Genomic DNA, 13,729 nt, shown 5'->3' with positions numbered 1-13,729 from the left:
CCGCAAATACCTCAAGCCGATTCATGACGCCTCACGTGTAACGCGCGGCGGCCTTACTTTTGGAAAGATTCGGCGCCATTACCAAACGCGCCGCAACGAAGGCATCCCAATCGGCCGCATCCGGCAACGAAGGAATGGTGATCAACTCACCCTGGTCCAGACCCGACAACGCCGCATCAACCATATCCCCGGCTTCCATGACCATTTCCGCCGGAATCTGGCTAGCGTCGATACCTGAGCGCTCCCAGATTTCGGTGCGTGTGACGCCTGGCAACACGGCCTGAACCTTGACCCCAGTGCCCTCCAGTTCAGCGTTCAACGACTGCGTCAGACTTAACACATAAGCCTTGCTGGCGCTGTAAGTCGCGTTAAAGCGCTCGGGAAACAACGCCACCACTGACCCGATATTGATGATCGTCCCCCGACCCGCCTTGGCAAAACTGGTGGCTGCTGCCGACGCCAGTCGCGTGACTGTTGTCACGTTCAGTTGAATCAAGCGCTCCATCTGATCCATGTCGGCATTGGCCAACAAGCCATCCGCTGCAATACCGGCGTTGTTCAGCAGCAGGCTGATACTCGAATCGCTGCGAAGACGCTGTTCAAGTTTCAGCACATCATCCTTTTGCGTCAGATCCGCCTTGAGCACCTCGACCTGAACACCATGCTCGGCGCGCAACTTGCTCGCCGTCGCTTCCAGCCGCTCTTGATCACGGGCGACCAATAACAAATCAAAACCACGCGCCGCCAACCGCTCAGCGTAAATCGCACCGATACCGGAAGAAGCACCGGTGACGAGGGCCGTACCTTGGGACTGGACAGAGTTCATGACTGTGCTCCTGGGAGATGCCTAAGGGAAAGACAAGCGCCTGAGGTACAGAACGCTTGTCGGAAACCAATTTATTATAGGCATAATTTTAGGCGCATATGATAGCCGTAATTTTTCACGTATCGATGAAAGGCGCACCATCACAGCATTCGCCAGAAAGCAAAAAGGCCGATCAATGACCGGCCCCTGGCGCTGACGTATAAGCTTAGTTCACCTCAAGCTTCTCGCGATTCTTATCCAGAATCGCTTTACCGATTCCCTTCACTTCGAGCAGCTCGTCCACGGACGCAAACGGCCCATTACTCTCACGATAGGTAACAATCGCCTTGGCCTTGGCCTCACCCACACCGGATAACTCGCGCTGAAGGGTTGGCGCATCGGCCTGATTCAGATCGACCTTGTCGGACTGTGCCTTGGGAGAAACTTCCAGCACCAAGGGTGCATTGCCAGCCTCGGGCTTGGCCGTCGGCGCAGCAATGGCAGCAATAGAGGCGCTGGTGAGCAGGGCAAAAACCAGAGAGTAGAAATAGCCAGTACGCATAAATGAAGCTCCATGACATCGATTGAGAAAGCAGCTTTTCCGAAGCTGCCTTCCAAACTTAGGCGATGTCTGGAGTCTGTCAAAAATGTGTCCGTTACAGGATGTGAAACAATCAGGGTTCGAGGCGACGTTGCTGGTAGATCCAGTCAACGATTTCGCCGTCGGGGGTGTAGCCGCTGACGGTTTCGCGCAGGAGCTGACGCACCTGAGAATATTCATCGCGCTCAACAGCCGATAACAATTCACTCAGCCTTACCTTGAGCACGTCCCAGTTTAAATAGTCTTCGTTTGCAGTCATGATCATCGGGTGCTGCGTTGCCGCTACGTTATCTCCAATCAGCAACTCTTCGTAAAGCTTTTCGCCTGGACGAAGCCCCGTGAACTCAATGGAGATATCGCCGTGCGGAGTTTTTTCCGATCGCACACTAAAGCCGGAAAGATGAATCATCTTCTCGGCAAGCTCGACAATTTTGACAGGCTCCCCCATATCCAGCACAAACACATCCCCCCCCTGCCCCATTGAACCGGCCTGAATCACCAACTGTGCAGCTTCCGGAATGGTCATGAAATAGCGGGTGATTTTGGGATGAGTGACTGTCAACGGCCCACCCGATTTGATCTGTTTGTGAAACAACGGGATGACCGAACCGGAAGACCCGAGCACATTACCGAAGCGCACCATCGTGAACCGAGTTTTATTGACCCGGGATACATTGGTCTTGTCACCAAACATCACTGGCGCCGGTTCTCGACTCAATGCCTGCAACGTCAACTCAGCCAGGCGTTTGGTGCTCCCCATCACATTCGTAGGACGAACAGCCTTGTCCGTGGAAATCAGCACGAAGTTAGACACTCCGGCTTGAAGCGCGGCCTGCGCCGTATTCAACGTGCCAATCACATTATTCAGCACACCTTCGGCGATATTATGCTCAACCATTGGTACATGCTTGTAAGCAGCGGCGTGATAAACAGTATCTACATGCCAAGTCTTCATCACGTCCATCAGCTTGTCCTGATTGCGCACTGATCCGAGGATTGGTAACAGACGCACGGACAGGGACTCACGAGTAATTCGTTGCTCCAGCTCCGACAGAATACTGTAGAGATTAAATTCGCTATGTTCGAACAACAAAAGCGTAGTCGGGTGCAACGACAGGATCTGACGACATAGCTCTGAGCCGATGGACCCGCCCGCACCCGTGACCAGAACTGACTGCCCCTTGATGCAATGCTCAAGCAAATCGCCTTGTGCCGGCACTGTATCGCGACCAAGCAAATCGGCAATGTCCACTTCCTGAATATCGTCAACCTTGACCCGCCCGCTGGCCAAGTCCATGAAGCCAGGAACGCTACGCACGTGTAACGGGAAGGCTTCTAGAAAATTGAGTATCTCTCGGCGCCTGGCTCGGGTTGCCGAGGGCACCGCCAGTAAAATCTCCTGCGCGCCCGTCTCGTCAATCATCTGTTGAATATGCTTTGGTGTATAAACCTGCAGCCCGGAAATAACCCTGTGGGCAATACTACGGTCATCATCGATAAACGCTACCGGGCGCATCAGACGGCCCATTCGCAAAGCTACTGCCAATTGATTACCGGCAGACCCCGCTCCGTAAATCGCCACTTTCGGCAAGCCGTCATTCCGATTGGTGAAGGGCACATGTTGAGCAGCAGTAAACCAGTCGCCCAAAAAGTATTGGCGCATGGCCAAACGCAACCCACCAATCAATACCAGGCTCAGCCACCAATAGTTGAAAATGATCGACCGAGGAACGACCGGATCATGATTGCTATACCAATAAACGACAACCGCGAGTAACAACGAAGAAAGGCTGACAGCCTTGATGATAGCGATCAGTGCATCGTTCCCAAAATAACGCATCACAGCACGATACATACCAAACCGGACAAACAAGGGAATTGCCACAATCGGAGCACTGATAAACAGCCAGCGTTGCGCTTCCAAGGGATTGACCAGATCATCAATGCCAAGGCGCACGAGAAATGCCATCCATAGTGCAAGCCAGACCAGCAGCACGTCGCAAGCGACCTGAATCATCCGTTTTTTTCTGCGCGATAGCCCTAGCAAGAATGCTCGTGCGTTTTCCATAATTCCCTCGTAAACATGGACCGTTCTTGAACCGAATAGCACTCTCAAGACCACCAACGCCAAGTCAAAAGATACGCTATTGCGGTCCGGCCTCTATTCAAATTATGTCTGCCGCAGATTCATCCTGAACGGCGCTGCTCTTGAAAGCGCTTTCGCTTTAAACAAGTCTCACGATTCCAGACAAGCTCCGTATAACAATAGGTGTGATTCAACGCTCAACCGGCTACCGCTTCCTGCATGACGTCACGCAAAACCTGACACGTCTTGTCAATTTCCGAGGATGTCAGTGTCGGATGCACCATGAACATCAAACTTGTTTCACCCAACTCCTTGGCGACCGGCAGACGCTCCGCCGGTCGCCATGGCGTATTATCGAATGCCTTCTCCAAATAGACCTCAGAACACGAACCTGAAAAACAGGGAACTCCACGCGCAGCAATTTCATTGAGAATGCGGTCCCGGGTCCAATCTGCTTTCAATGCCTTGGGCTCGACGAATACGTAGCACTTGTAAGCGGCATGCACGCAATCCGCAGGAATGACTGGCACTCGCAAACCGATTAATTGATCCGCGGTATCCCAGATTCTTCGGGCATTGGCCAAACGCACTTCCTGCCACTGCTCCATGCGTCGCAGTTGAATACGCCCCAATACGCCTTGCGCTTCCAGCATCCGCCAGTTAGTACCAAAACTTTCGTGCAACCAACGAAAACCGGGGGCGTGCTCTCTTTCGTATACGGCTTCCCAGCTCTTGCCATGATCCTTGTAAGACCACATGCTCGACCACAAATCACGATCATTAGTCGTGACCATTCCGCCTTCGCCACCCGTGGTCATTATCTTGTCTTGGCAGAACGACCATGCACTGACATGCCCAATCGAGCCGACCGAACGCCCTTTGTACTTCGCGCCATGGGCTTGGGCACAATCTTCAATTACCTTGAGATCATGCTTCTCGGCGAGGGCCATGATCGGGTCCATGTCGCAAGGCCAGCCGGCGAGATGAACACAGACAATTGCGCGGGTACGCGGTGTCAGTACTGCGGCGATGGTCTGCGCAGTGATGTTCTGCGAGTCAGGGTCCACATCGGCAAAAACAGGCACCGCACCAGCATTAACGATGCTGGACACCGAGGCAAGGAAAGTTCGGGATGTCACGATGACCTCGTCACCCACTCCGATGCCCAGCGCCTGAAACGCGAGATCCAGGGCAACGGTACCGTTGGCCAAGGCGATTGCATGATGAGTTCCGCTCCATGCAGCGAACTCTTTCTCGAACTCACGACATTCCTGCCCGGTCCAGTAATTGACTTTGTTGGAAAGAATGACGTCACGTACTGCGTTGGCTTCTTCTTCGGAAAAAGAAGGCCAAGGAGAAAAAGGAGAGTTCAACACAGCCCATACCCACTATTTAAAGATGGAAATTCAGAAAAATAACGCATTTACATACAGTTCGACCATGGTTTCCAGCGAAGTCGACATCTGCTTGAGCCTTTAGATAGCCCTGGCCGGCACACCAACAACCACTGCGCCATCAGGTACGTTGCTCACCACCGCAGCGCCAGCCCCGACAACGACATCACTACCGATCCTGACCAACTGCTTGACACTGGCACCTATTCCGACCCAGCTCCGGTCTCCTACGCTAACAGCACCGGCCAATCTGGCGCCTGGGCTGACATGAACAGCGGTCCCTAAAACGCAATCATGGTCGACACTGCAACCGGTATTGAGGATTGCTCCAAGTCCAACTTTGGTGTCGGCATTGACCACGACCCCAGCAAAAACAACCGAGCCGGGACCAATGCTGGCATATTGACTAACGACCGCCATTGGATGTATCAATGCCACAACAGGAGCCGATGCGTCGATCAGTGCAGTGAGCTTCCTGTGCCGAACGGCGTTATTGCCAATGGCCACCACAACACCTTGATAGTCCCGCAGTCGAGTGTACATGGCCGCTGAGTCCCCCACCACGAGCCAACTGCCATTGCGCTCGCAGCTTGGCCATGCATCATCATAAAAGTCGACCTGGTCCCAACCACAACACTGCGCTGTATCGGCCACGACTTTCCCGTGCCCGCTTGCCCCGAGAACAGCCAGTTTTTTCATTGCTTACTTCCGGTGAATTTGGACATGGTGGCTTCACCGTCTGCGCTGATGCCCTCTTTGACAACCACCTTCTTCACTGTCATGAAAATGACCTTGAGATCAAGACGCAAGGATTGGTTATCGACATACCAAACATCCAGCTTGAACTTTTCGTCCCAACTCAAAGCATTGCGACCATTAATCTGGGCCCAACCGGTCACACCGGGTCGTACATCATGACGACGGTTCTGTTCCGGGCTATACAGCGGCAGATACTCCATCAGCAATGGCCGAGGCCCCACCAGACTCATGTCTCCTTTAAGGACATTCCATAGCTCTGGCAACTCATCCAGGCTGCTGGCACGGAGAAAGCTTCCGAATGGGGTCATTCGCTCCGAATCGGCCAGCAGAGTGCCGTCGGCATCTACCGCGTCGCGCATTGTCCGAAACTTCACCATCTCGAAAGGTTTGCCACCGCGCCCAGGGCGAACCTGCCTGAAAAGAACCGGCGAACCAAGCTTTTTGCGGATATTCCAGGCGACGATAGCCATCACTGGCGCCAGAAGTATAAGTGCGCACAATGAAGCGCTTATGTCTATGAACCGCTTGAACATTTATTGACCCGAATGTTGATTGGATGAGCACTAGGAACCAATGCCGAATATGCCTACGACTGAGTCTCTTCCCATCGAGTGGCCACAACGCTGCTTCTCGTACAAGGCACGTCGATTCACCATTTACAACCACCGATAGCGATAATCTAAGTGGTCATAGGCATCATATTCCCAAAAGCAAGCACAGTAATCGAAATCGGATTCCGCGAGCAGGATGCCGCGATAGCGACAAAAATCGAACCGATAACTCTCGACTTCAATATTACCGACAGAACCGCGAGTCAAACCAATTGCCGGACTCGTCAAGCCACTTCCTGCACCTTCGCCCAGACGATCGGAAGATGTCCACAAAAAAAAAGCGAGAAATTTTGACAACCATCATTTCCCGCGTCAAGCGGTGAATCCGGCCACCTCACCAGTCGACACTGTCCATGCTGGCCCGCTTCAGTCACCGATTTTCTTGATCCCTTGAATGCAGACACCCACCCGACCGTATCGATTATGCCGATGCCCCCCTCCATGCATGCGGCCTGAAAGGCCGACACCGACTCATGCCACTTGCCAGAACAGCTCTATCCAGTATCATCCCACACCATCAAAACCATGTTGCCTTACTGCTAGCGGCCACGCGCGGATCCTCCAAGATCTTGGAGCCCTGCCCGGCGATCGCCGGCACGCACATAGATGACAGTCAAGCAAGAAAAAACTCTTCCAATGCTCCATAGATCACAACATGATTTGCGATCCAGACCATTTCCAGATGGAAACCGGAACGTTGATAATTTTACGTAGTCGGCATAGGGAAATGAGATTGAAAATCTTGCTGAAAAAAATTCCTTGCGCTGTATTCAGCCAATGGCCCGAGTTTCCTGTTAAACATTTTGATTATCCCAATCCTTATTCATTACATCGGCCCCCAAGATTATGGATGTCCGTTGCAGGCACTGAGTGCAACACGGTTATTGAATTGAAACAGGTTGAACGTGCTACGGGCAGGGCGCTTTGGCTACGTACAATTTCAATTATGTATCCAATTAAGTCGCTTCTTTACGGCAGCGATGGTTGCCACCACGACACACCAGATCGAGTGGGACTGGCCACCTTTGTATTTAGAAAGATCCCCTACTACTTTATTCTGTGGCTGTTTTTGCGCAAATAGAGAAACAGAACGCCGCGCCCCTCCTGTGTCGTGGTCCCTGGTGACCACCCCCTACCGACAGGCGGCGCCAATCATTGGAGTTGCTCTCCTGCAAGTGTTCGCAACCGAGTTCATATCCATTTATGTCAGTCATGCCGACGGCGCTGAACCTTGGGTAAATACAAATCCGCCTACAGTCCAGGCGCGTTTTCCTATTTTGACGATCAGGAAAACAAGCAGGAAGCCCACAACCTTGGCTTCGAGATGCTGACCCAGGCCGGTATCGTGGGAGTGTTGTTGATTGGCGCCTTGTATCTATGGCTTCTGGTCACAGCGTATCGAGCCAGATACCCTTATTCGCTGGCAGTGCTGATCGTCCTGATGATTTTCTCCAGAGAGCACTTCATGCTCCGCCAGTTCGTATTCAATCTGTATATGATCATTTGCGCGCTAGCGGTCAAGAATGGCAGTTTCACTACCTCGCGCGAAAAGCCTCAGCCCAACTAATTTACAACGAGATTGCTCCATGTGCGGTATTGCTGGGTTCTGGCACCCTAACAGCCAAGGCAGGTACGACGGGCCAACAGTCCTCACCCGCATGACCAACGCCATTCTCCACCGCGGCCCCGATGACTCTGGCGCCTGGCACAACGGCGCCGGCTTGTTTCTTGGCCACCGTCGACTGGCGATTGTCGACCTGTCTTCAGCTGGGCACCAGCCAATGGCATCGCCAACCGGTCGCTATGTCATTGTCTTCAACGGTGAGATTTACAATTTCCAGGCACTGCGCAAGTCGCTCGATGCGGCACACCGGAGCCCACTGCCGTGGCGCGGCCACTCGGACACCGAGGTGATGCTGGCGGCATTCGAACATTGGGGCATCAAAGAAACCTTAAGCAGGCTGGTCGGTATGTTCGCGCTGGCGGTATGGGACCGCACTCGCGAAACCCTCACTCTTGCGCGTGACCGGATTGGTGAAAAACCACTCTATTACGGCCTGAAGAAAGGCGCGCTGCTCTTCGCCTCGGAGCTGCAGTCACTCGATGCGCACCCAAGCTTTGACGCGGAAGTTTCGCGCGACAGCCTCGCTCTGCTCCTGAAGTATGCGTACGTGCCATCGCCACATTCCATTTATGAAGGCATTCACAAATTGCCGCCCGGCACATGGATCGATCTCGATCGTGCCGCACTGGAGAGTGGCACCATTGGAGTGCCGCAGACCTATTGGGAGCTGCCTGTCGTACAACCCGGGAGCCGACCAGCGATTTCCGACGCAGAGGCGATCGACCAACTTGACGAGCTGATGCGCACAACAATCAGCGAGCAAATGATGGCCGATGTGCCCCTCGGCGCATTCCTGTCTGGAGGCATAGACTCAAGCCTGATCGTCGGCTTGATGCAATCGCTATCCTCCCAGCAGGTCAAGACCTTTACCATCGGCTTCGACAATCCTGGTTACAACGAGGCCGAGCACGCAAAAGCAGTGGCCCGTCATCTCGGCACCGACCACACCGAACTCTACGTTTCAGGCGACGACGCGCTGAACGTAATACCGAAATTACCCTACATCTACGGCGAACCATTCGCCGACTCATCACAGATCCCGACTTATCTCGTTTCTCAGTTGGCGCGCAGCCAGGTTACTGTGAGCCTGTCTGGCGATGCGGGTGATGAATTGTTCGGCGGATACAATCGCTATCAGTTCCTGCCTAATGTCTGGCGCAATCTCAGTCGTGTACCCGGACCTGCCCGCAGGCTGGCCGCGCGAATGATTGAGTGTGCCTCCCCAAGTCTCTGGGACTCCATCGCTAGCGGATTAACGCCGATTACCCCGACCAGTCTTCGCGTCAGACTACCTGGAGACAAGCTCCACAAACTCGCCAGCGTCATGCGACACGACTCTCCTGGCTTAATGTATGATCGCGTGGTTTCACAGTGGCCAAATGCGAGCGACGTAGTCATTGGCGCAAACCGTATGCCCAACGCGGCGTCCGTTGGGGACAGTGATTTCGCCTCCTGGATGATGCGCCAGGACACGCTGACCTACCTGCCTGACGACATACTGGCCAAAGTGGATCGCGCAGCAATGGCGGTCAGTCTGGAAACCCGCGTTCCGTTCCTGGACCATCGGATCGTCGAATTCGCGTCAGCATTGCCGATGTCGCTCAAAGTACGCAACGGCAGCACCAAGTGGATTCTGCGCCAGCTACTCTATCGCTACGTTCCACGAGAACTTATCGAGCGCCCTAAAATGGGCTTCGGTATCCCGTTACACGATTGGCTCCGCGGCCCATTGCGTGACTGGGCTGAGTCCTTGTTGGACCCACAAAGATTGGCAAGCGAAGGTTATTTCGCACCTGGCCCAATCCGGGCCATCTGGGAAAGACACCTTCGAGGACAGGAAAACAACCAGCATAAGCTTTGGCCTGTGCTGATGTTCCAAGCATGGCTCGATCGAAAACCAGCCATCTGAATAAAAGATTTCATTTATTAGAGGAAAATCCATGTATCTCAGAAAGATATCAGTGGTCGGGCTGGGCTATGTAGGCCTGCCTGTGGCAGTGGCATTTGGCAAACACGGGCCTGTAATCGGATTCGACATTAACGAAAGCCGCCTGCAGGAACTACGCGCGGGACAAGACCGCACAAATGAAATCACCCGCGAAGAGCTGTTGCAGACGCAGATTGAATTCACCAGCAAGACCGAAGTTCTTGCTCAGGCGGACTTCCATATCGTCGCCGTGCCCACGCCGATTGATGACGCCCACCAACCGGACCTGACCCCGGTACTCAAGGCCTCCGAAACGGTTGGTAAAGCGCTCAAGCAGGGCGATATTGTGGTGTATGAATCGACTGTTTACCCTGGTGTGACAGAGGACATCTGCGTGCCAATCCTCGAACGCGTATCGGGATTAAAATGCGGCATCGACTTCACTGTTGGTTACAGCCCGGAGCGCATTAACCCGGGTGATAAAGAGCACACGTTCACCAAGATCAAAAAGGTGGTATCCGGACAGGACGCCGCCACACTTGAAATCGTGGCAGACGTGTACAGCTCCGTGGTCACGGCCGGCGTTTACAAAGCTGCTTCCATCAAAGTAGCCGAAGCCGCCAAAGTAATCGAAAACACACAGCGCGATCTGAACATCGCCCTGATGAATGAGCTCGCACTGATCTTCGACCGTATGGACATCGACACTCTCGACGTCCTGGAAGCGGCAGGCACCAAGTGGAACTTCCTGAAATTCAAGCCAGGGCTGGTAGGCGGACATTGCATTGGCGTGGATCCTTACTATCTAACCCACAAGGCCGAGAAGCTTGGCTACATCCCCCAGGTAATTCTTGCTGGTCGTCGCATCAATGACAGCATGGGGGCTTTTATTGCCCAGCAAACGATCAAGCAAATGATCCATGCCGGCCATCCGATTGCTGGCGCCGTAGTCACCGTGCTTGGATTGACCTTCAAAGAGAACTGCCCTGATCTGCGCAACTCTCGCGTTATTGACATCATTCGTGAACTCGAGGACTTCGGTGTCAAGGTACAAGTCTTCGACCCAGAAGCCGAGGCTGCAGAAGCCCTGCACGAATATGGTGTCTCGCTGCTCAAGCTCGACGAACTCCAGCCTGCCGCTGCAGTTGTGATTGCCGTCGCACACGATGCTTATGCGCGCTGGACAAACGATGAATACCTGAAGCTAATGCACACCGCCCCGGTTGTCATCGATGTCAAAGGTATTTGCGACGGTCCTGCGCTGCAAAGTGCCGGAGCGCGTTTCTGGCGCCTTTAATGGAGAATCGCATGAATACTTACGAAACTTTGCGTCAAGAGCTAGTGGCTTCGCCGCGCACTTGGCTCGTTACTGGTGTGGCCGGCTTCATTGGTTCGAATTTGCTTGAGACGCTACTTCAGCTCAATCAGAACGTGATTGGTCTGGACAACTTCGAGACCGGCCACCAACGCAACCTTGACCTGGTGCAGCAGGCCGTTTCCGATACAGCCTGGGCACAATTCAAGTTTGTGCAAGGTGACATCCGTAAACTGGAAGACTGCCAACGCGCGCTGGCAGGAGGCGTTGACTACGTTCTTCACCAGGCAGCACTGGGCAGCGTACCCCGCTCGCTGGAAGACCCGATCCGCACCAACAGCACGAATATCGATGGCTTCCTGAACATGCTCGTTGCCAGCCGGGACGCTGGCGCCAAGCGCTTCGTCTATGCTGCATCAAGCTCTACGTACGGCGATCATCCCGGCCTGCCTAAGGTCGAGGATCGGATTGGTCGGCCACTCTCGCCTTATGCAGTCACCAAATATGTAAATGAGTTGTACGCAGACGTGTTTGCGCGCTGCTATGGACTGGGGACCATCGGACTGCGTTACTTCAACGTATTCGGCCCAAGACAGGATCCGGATGGTGCGTATGCAGCAGTTATTCCAAAATGGTTTGGCGCCCTGCTCCGCGACGAACCCATTCATATCAACGGAGACGGCGAAACCAGCCGTGACTTCTGCTACGTGGCCAATGCTGTGCAAGCCAATATCCTGGCGGCTACGACAAAAGAAACCGAAGCTGTGAACCAAGTGTTCAACGTGGCTGTAGGCGACCGCACCACATTGAACGACCTGTTTGCCCATATCCGTGAACTTGCCAGTGCAAAAAAGCCTGAGCTCAAGGATGTGAGCCCTGTGTACCGTGATTTTAGAGCTGCCGATGTGCGTCACTCCCAGGCGGATATCAGCAAGGCGCAATCCTTGCTCGGTTACGCACCAACACATCGTATCGCCGCGGGCCTGCAGGACTCTGCTACCTATTACACAACTCACGTAGGCAAGCATGTCTAAGATTGTCGTCATTGCCGGGCTCGCCGAATCGCTGATTCGTTTTCGCGGGGAACTTCTGGATGCGATGCGGGCTAATGGCCACGAAGTTACTGCCATAGCACCCGAAGATGATGATTCAGTGCGAACGCGACTTGCCGAAAAAGGGATTGCATACCATGTTGTGCCAATGGCACGTGCCGGGATGAATCCATTTGCCGATCTACACTACCTGCTGCGGCTCAGCCGGTGTCTGCGCGAAATAAAGCCCGACGTGGCGCTCGCCTATACAATCAAACCGGTGATCTACGGCTTGCCTGCGGCGCGCCTGGCGGGAGTCAAGCGGCGTTACGCGCTCATTACCGGCCTTGGTTATGCGTTTACCGAAGTCGATGCAAGCTTCAGTCGCCGCCTCTTGAATCGCGTCGCATCGGGCTTGTACCGGTTTGGACTGCTCTTTGCCAATGGTCTGTTTTTCCAGAACCCGGATGACCAGCAGCTCTTCAAAGACCAAGGACTTTTCAAGGCAGCCATTCCGGCCTGGATCGTCAATGGCTCTGGAGTCGACACTGATCGCTTCCCCGTAGCCCCCCTCCCGGCCCAGCCAATTTTTTTGTTTGTGGGCAGACTGCTACGCGATAAAGGCGTAATTGAGTATGTGGAGGCCGCTCGCGCACTGAAATCTACTCACCCGCAAGTGGTTTTCCATTTAGTCGGACCACTGGACTCAAACCCATCGGGCATTAATGCAAGTGTTGTTGCCGGCTGGGAAAAAGAAGGGATTGTCCAGTATCACGGTGCGGTCAGCGATGTGAAGCCTTACCTCGCTGCCTGTAGCGTATTTGTGCTGCCTTCATACCGTGAAGGCACACCACGCTCAGTGCTCGAAGCAATGTCCAGCGGGCGAGCAATCATCACTACCGATGCACCGGGATGTCGTGAAACGGTACAAGACGGGGTCAATGGCATACTTGTTAGGCCCGGCGACTCGACCGATCTGGCAAAAGCGATGGCCCGCCTGGCAGACTCAAGCGAGCTGCGCGAGCAGATGGGGCGTATAAGTCGCGAACTTGCGGAGCAAAAGTATGATGTACATCGAGTGAACGCTGCCATGATCGGAGCGATGGAGTTGGAGAACTGATAAATGGCCTGGTCCGGCGTCACGCTAGCATCCGACGCCGTCGCGCCTGCTCGAAGGTTATCGCGGCTACCTGATGACCGATGATGACGCTGGCTATAACGCCTTGAGCGCGTAATCCGGTGTCGAACATTTAGACTGGTGGGCACACGCACGACGCGGGTTCGTCGAACTGGCAGTTCAACGACACGCCCAAAGGCGCGATGGCCAGCGCTCAACTTAACAGTTTTGTCGAGACGGCTAAACCCAACGGCCATGAACCCTATGCGTGGCTGCGCCACGCACCTAAGCGCCTGCCATAGGCAACCTCGGTTGAAGATTACGAAGCCTTGCTTCCTTGGAACTGCTCGCTCGCATCGCCTCACTAAGCGTGCCGCGTATTTTAGAATAGGTGGGTTCATGGATCGCTTACAGTCGGACTCGTAACTGGAGGCCGATCGGTACCGTATTGGTAAACTC

General features: G+C 54.0%; 13 protein-coding genes and 1 pseudogene. 7 read left to right on the top strand and 7 right to left on the bottom strand.

All coding sequences use genetic code 11. The annotated features are described in order from the left end of the window. Positions 1-31: 31 nt before the first annotated feature. From ABH912_RS29920 to ABH912_RS29890, 7 genes are all read right to left on the bottom strand, one after another. Positions 32-826, bottom strand: a complete 795-nt coding sequence (locus ABH912_RS29920) for an SDR family NAD(P)-dependent oxidoreductase (RefSeq protein WP_429512468.1) — start codon at positions 824-826, stop codon at positions 32-34. Between the two features lie 205 nt (positions 827-1,031). Then, entirely contained in the window at positions 1,032-1,367 is a 336-nt protein-coding gene (locus ABH912_RS29915; RefSeq protein ID WP_429512466.1) for a ComEA family DNA-binding protein, read from the bottom strand. A gap of 112 nt (positions 1,368-1,479) precedes the next feature. Continuing rightward, the gene (locus tag ABH912_RS29910) at positions 1,480-3,474 is read right to left on the bottom strand and encodes a polysaccharide biosynthesis protein (RefSeq protein WP_429512464.1); all 1,995 of its coding nucleotides are present in this window, start codon (positions 3,472-3,474) and stop codon (positions 1,480-1,482) included. 215 nt (positions 3,475-3,689) lie between these two features. Next, positions 3,690-4,868, bottom strand: a complete 1,179-nt coding sequence (locus tag ABH912_RS29905) for a DegT/DnrJ/EryC1/StrS family aminotransferase (RefSeq protein WP_033055777.1) — start codon at positions 4,866-4,868, stop codon at positions 3,690-3,692. Positions 4,869-4,967: 99 nt separating this feature from the next. Beyond that, positions 4,968-5,585, bottom strand: a complete 618-nt coding sequence (locus ABH912_RS29900; RefSeq protein WP_429512461.1) for an acetyltransferase — start codon at positions 5,583-5,585, stop codon at positions 4,968-4,970. Further along, a complete protein-coding gene (locus ABH912_RS29895) occupies positions 5,582-6,178 on the bottom strand; it encodes a sugar transferase (protein WP_033055780.1) in 597 nt (198 codons plus the stop codon). Before ABH912_RS29895 ends, ABH912_RS29900 begins: the two co-directional genes overlap by 4 nt. Positions 6,179-6,301: 123 nt before the next feature. Continuing rightward, positions 6,302-6,553 (bottom strand): hypothetical protein, encoded by a 252-nt coding sequence (locus ABH912_RS29890; protein WP_429512459.1) that lies wholly within the window; start codon positions 6,551-6,553, stop codon positions 6,302-6,304. A 436-nt stretch (positions 6,554-6,989) separates the two neighbouring features. On the opposite strand from ABH912_RS29890, the gene ABH912_RS29885 reads away from it, so the two are divergent. From ABH912_RS29885 to ABH912_RS29855, 7 genes and pseudogenes are all read left to right on the top strand, one after another. Then, the gene (locus tag ABH912_RS29885; RefSeq protein ID WP_429512458.1) at positions 6,990-7,337 is read left to right on the top strand and encodes a hypothetical protein; all 348 of its coding nucleotides are present in this window, start codon (positions 6,990-6,992) and stop codon (positions 7,335-7,337) included. 150 nt (positions 7,338-7,487) lie between these two features. Then, a complete protein-coding gene (locus ABH912_RS29880) occupies positions 7,488-7,823 on the top strand; it encodes a hypothetical protein (RefSeq protein ID WP_429512456.1) in 336 nt (111 codons plus the stop codon). A 19-nt stretch (positions 7,824-7,842) separates the two neighbouring features. Next, positions 7,843-9,789, top strand: coding sequence for an asparagine synthase (glutamine-hydrolyzing) (gene asnB, locus ABH912_RS29875; RefSeq protein ID WP_033055784.1), 1,947 nt, complete (start codon positions 7,843-7,845; stop codon positions 9,787-9,789). Between the two features lie 31 nt (positions 9,790-9,820). After that, positions 9,821-11,104 (top strand): nucleotide sugar dehydrogenase, encoded by a 1,284-nt coding sequence (locus tag ABH912_RS29870; protein WP_033055785.1) that lies wholly within the window; start codon positions 9,821-9,823, stop codon positions 11,102-11,104. Between the two features lie 11 nt (positions 11,105-11,115). Beyond that, positions 11,116-12,156 carry an NAD-dependent epimerase/dehydratase family protein gene (locus ABH912_RS29865; protein ID WP_033055786.1) on the top strand — a complete coding sequence of 347 codons (1,041 nt, stop codon included), beginning with the start codon at positions 11,116-11,118 and terminating at the stop codon, positions 12,154-12,156. Further along, a complete protein-coding gene (locus tag ABH912_RS29860; RefSeq protein ID WP_429512453.1) occupies positions 12,149-13,273 on the top strand; it encodes a glycosyltransferase family 4 protein in 1,125 nt (374 codons plus the stop codon). Before ABH912_RS29865 ends, ABH912_RS29860 begins: the two co-directional genes overlap by 8 nt. Before the next feature lie 158 nt (positions 13,274-13,431). Then, positions 13,432-13,638, top strand: a pseudogene (locus tag ABH912_RS29855) (transposase domain-containing protein); the annotation flags it as partial. Between the last annotated feature and the right edge of the window lie 91 nt (positions 13,639-13,729).

Origin of the sequence: Pseudomonas sp. BT76 TE3572 (assembly GCF_050435365.1) — a bacterium.
GTDB lineage: Bacteria > Pseudomonadota > Gammaproteobacteria > Pseudomonadales > Pseudomonadaceae > Aquipseudomonas > Aquipseudomonas fluorescens_W.
The sequence above is the reverse complement of the archived record's forward strand: the minus strand, read 5'-3'. Positions and strand labels throughout refer to the sequence as shown.

What these genes read in the sequence shown, in the direction of transcription:
- ABH912_RS29920 (WP_429512468.1), bottom strand. Translation starts at nt 826, where the DNA reads ATGAACTCTGTCCAGTCCCAAGGTACGGCCCTCGTCACCGGTGCTTCT.
- ABH912_RS29895 (WP_033055780.1), bottom strand. Translation starts at nt 6,178, where the DNA reads ATGTTCAAGCGGTTCATAGACATAAGCGCTTCATTGTGCGCACTTATA.
- ABH912_RS29865 (WP_033055786.1), top strand. Translation starts at nt 11,116, where the DNA reads ATGAATACTTACGAAACTTTGCGTCAAGAGCTAGTGGCTTCGCCGCGC.
- ABH912_RS29860 (WP_429512453.1), top strand. Translation starts at nt 12,149, where the DNA reads ATGTCTAAGATTGTCGTCATTGCCGGGCTCGCCGAATCGCTGATTCGT.
- asnB (WP_033055784.1), top strand. Translation starts at nt 7,843, where the DNA reads ATGTGCGGTATTGCTGGGTTCTGGCACCCTAACAGCCAAGGCAGGTAC.
- ABH912_RS29910 (WP_429512464.1), bottom strand. Translation starts at nt 3,474, where the DNA reads ATGGAAAACGCACGAGCATTCTTGCTAGGGCTATCGCGCAGAAAAAAA.
- ABH912_RS29870 (WP_033055785.1), top strand. Translation starts at nt 9,821, where the DNA reads ATGTATCTCAGAAAGATATCAGTGGTCGGGCTGGGCTATGTAGGCCTG.
- ABH912_RS29915 (WP_429512466.1), bottom strand. Translation starts at nt 1,367, where the DNA reads ATGCGTACTGGCTATTTCTACTCTCTGGTTTTTGCCCTGCTCACCAGC.
- ABH912_RS29900 (WP_429512461.1), bottom strand. Translation starts at nt 5,585, where the DNA reads ATGAAAAAACTGGCTGTTCTCGGGGCAAGCGGGCACGGGAAAGTCGTG.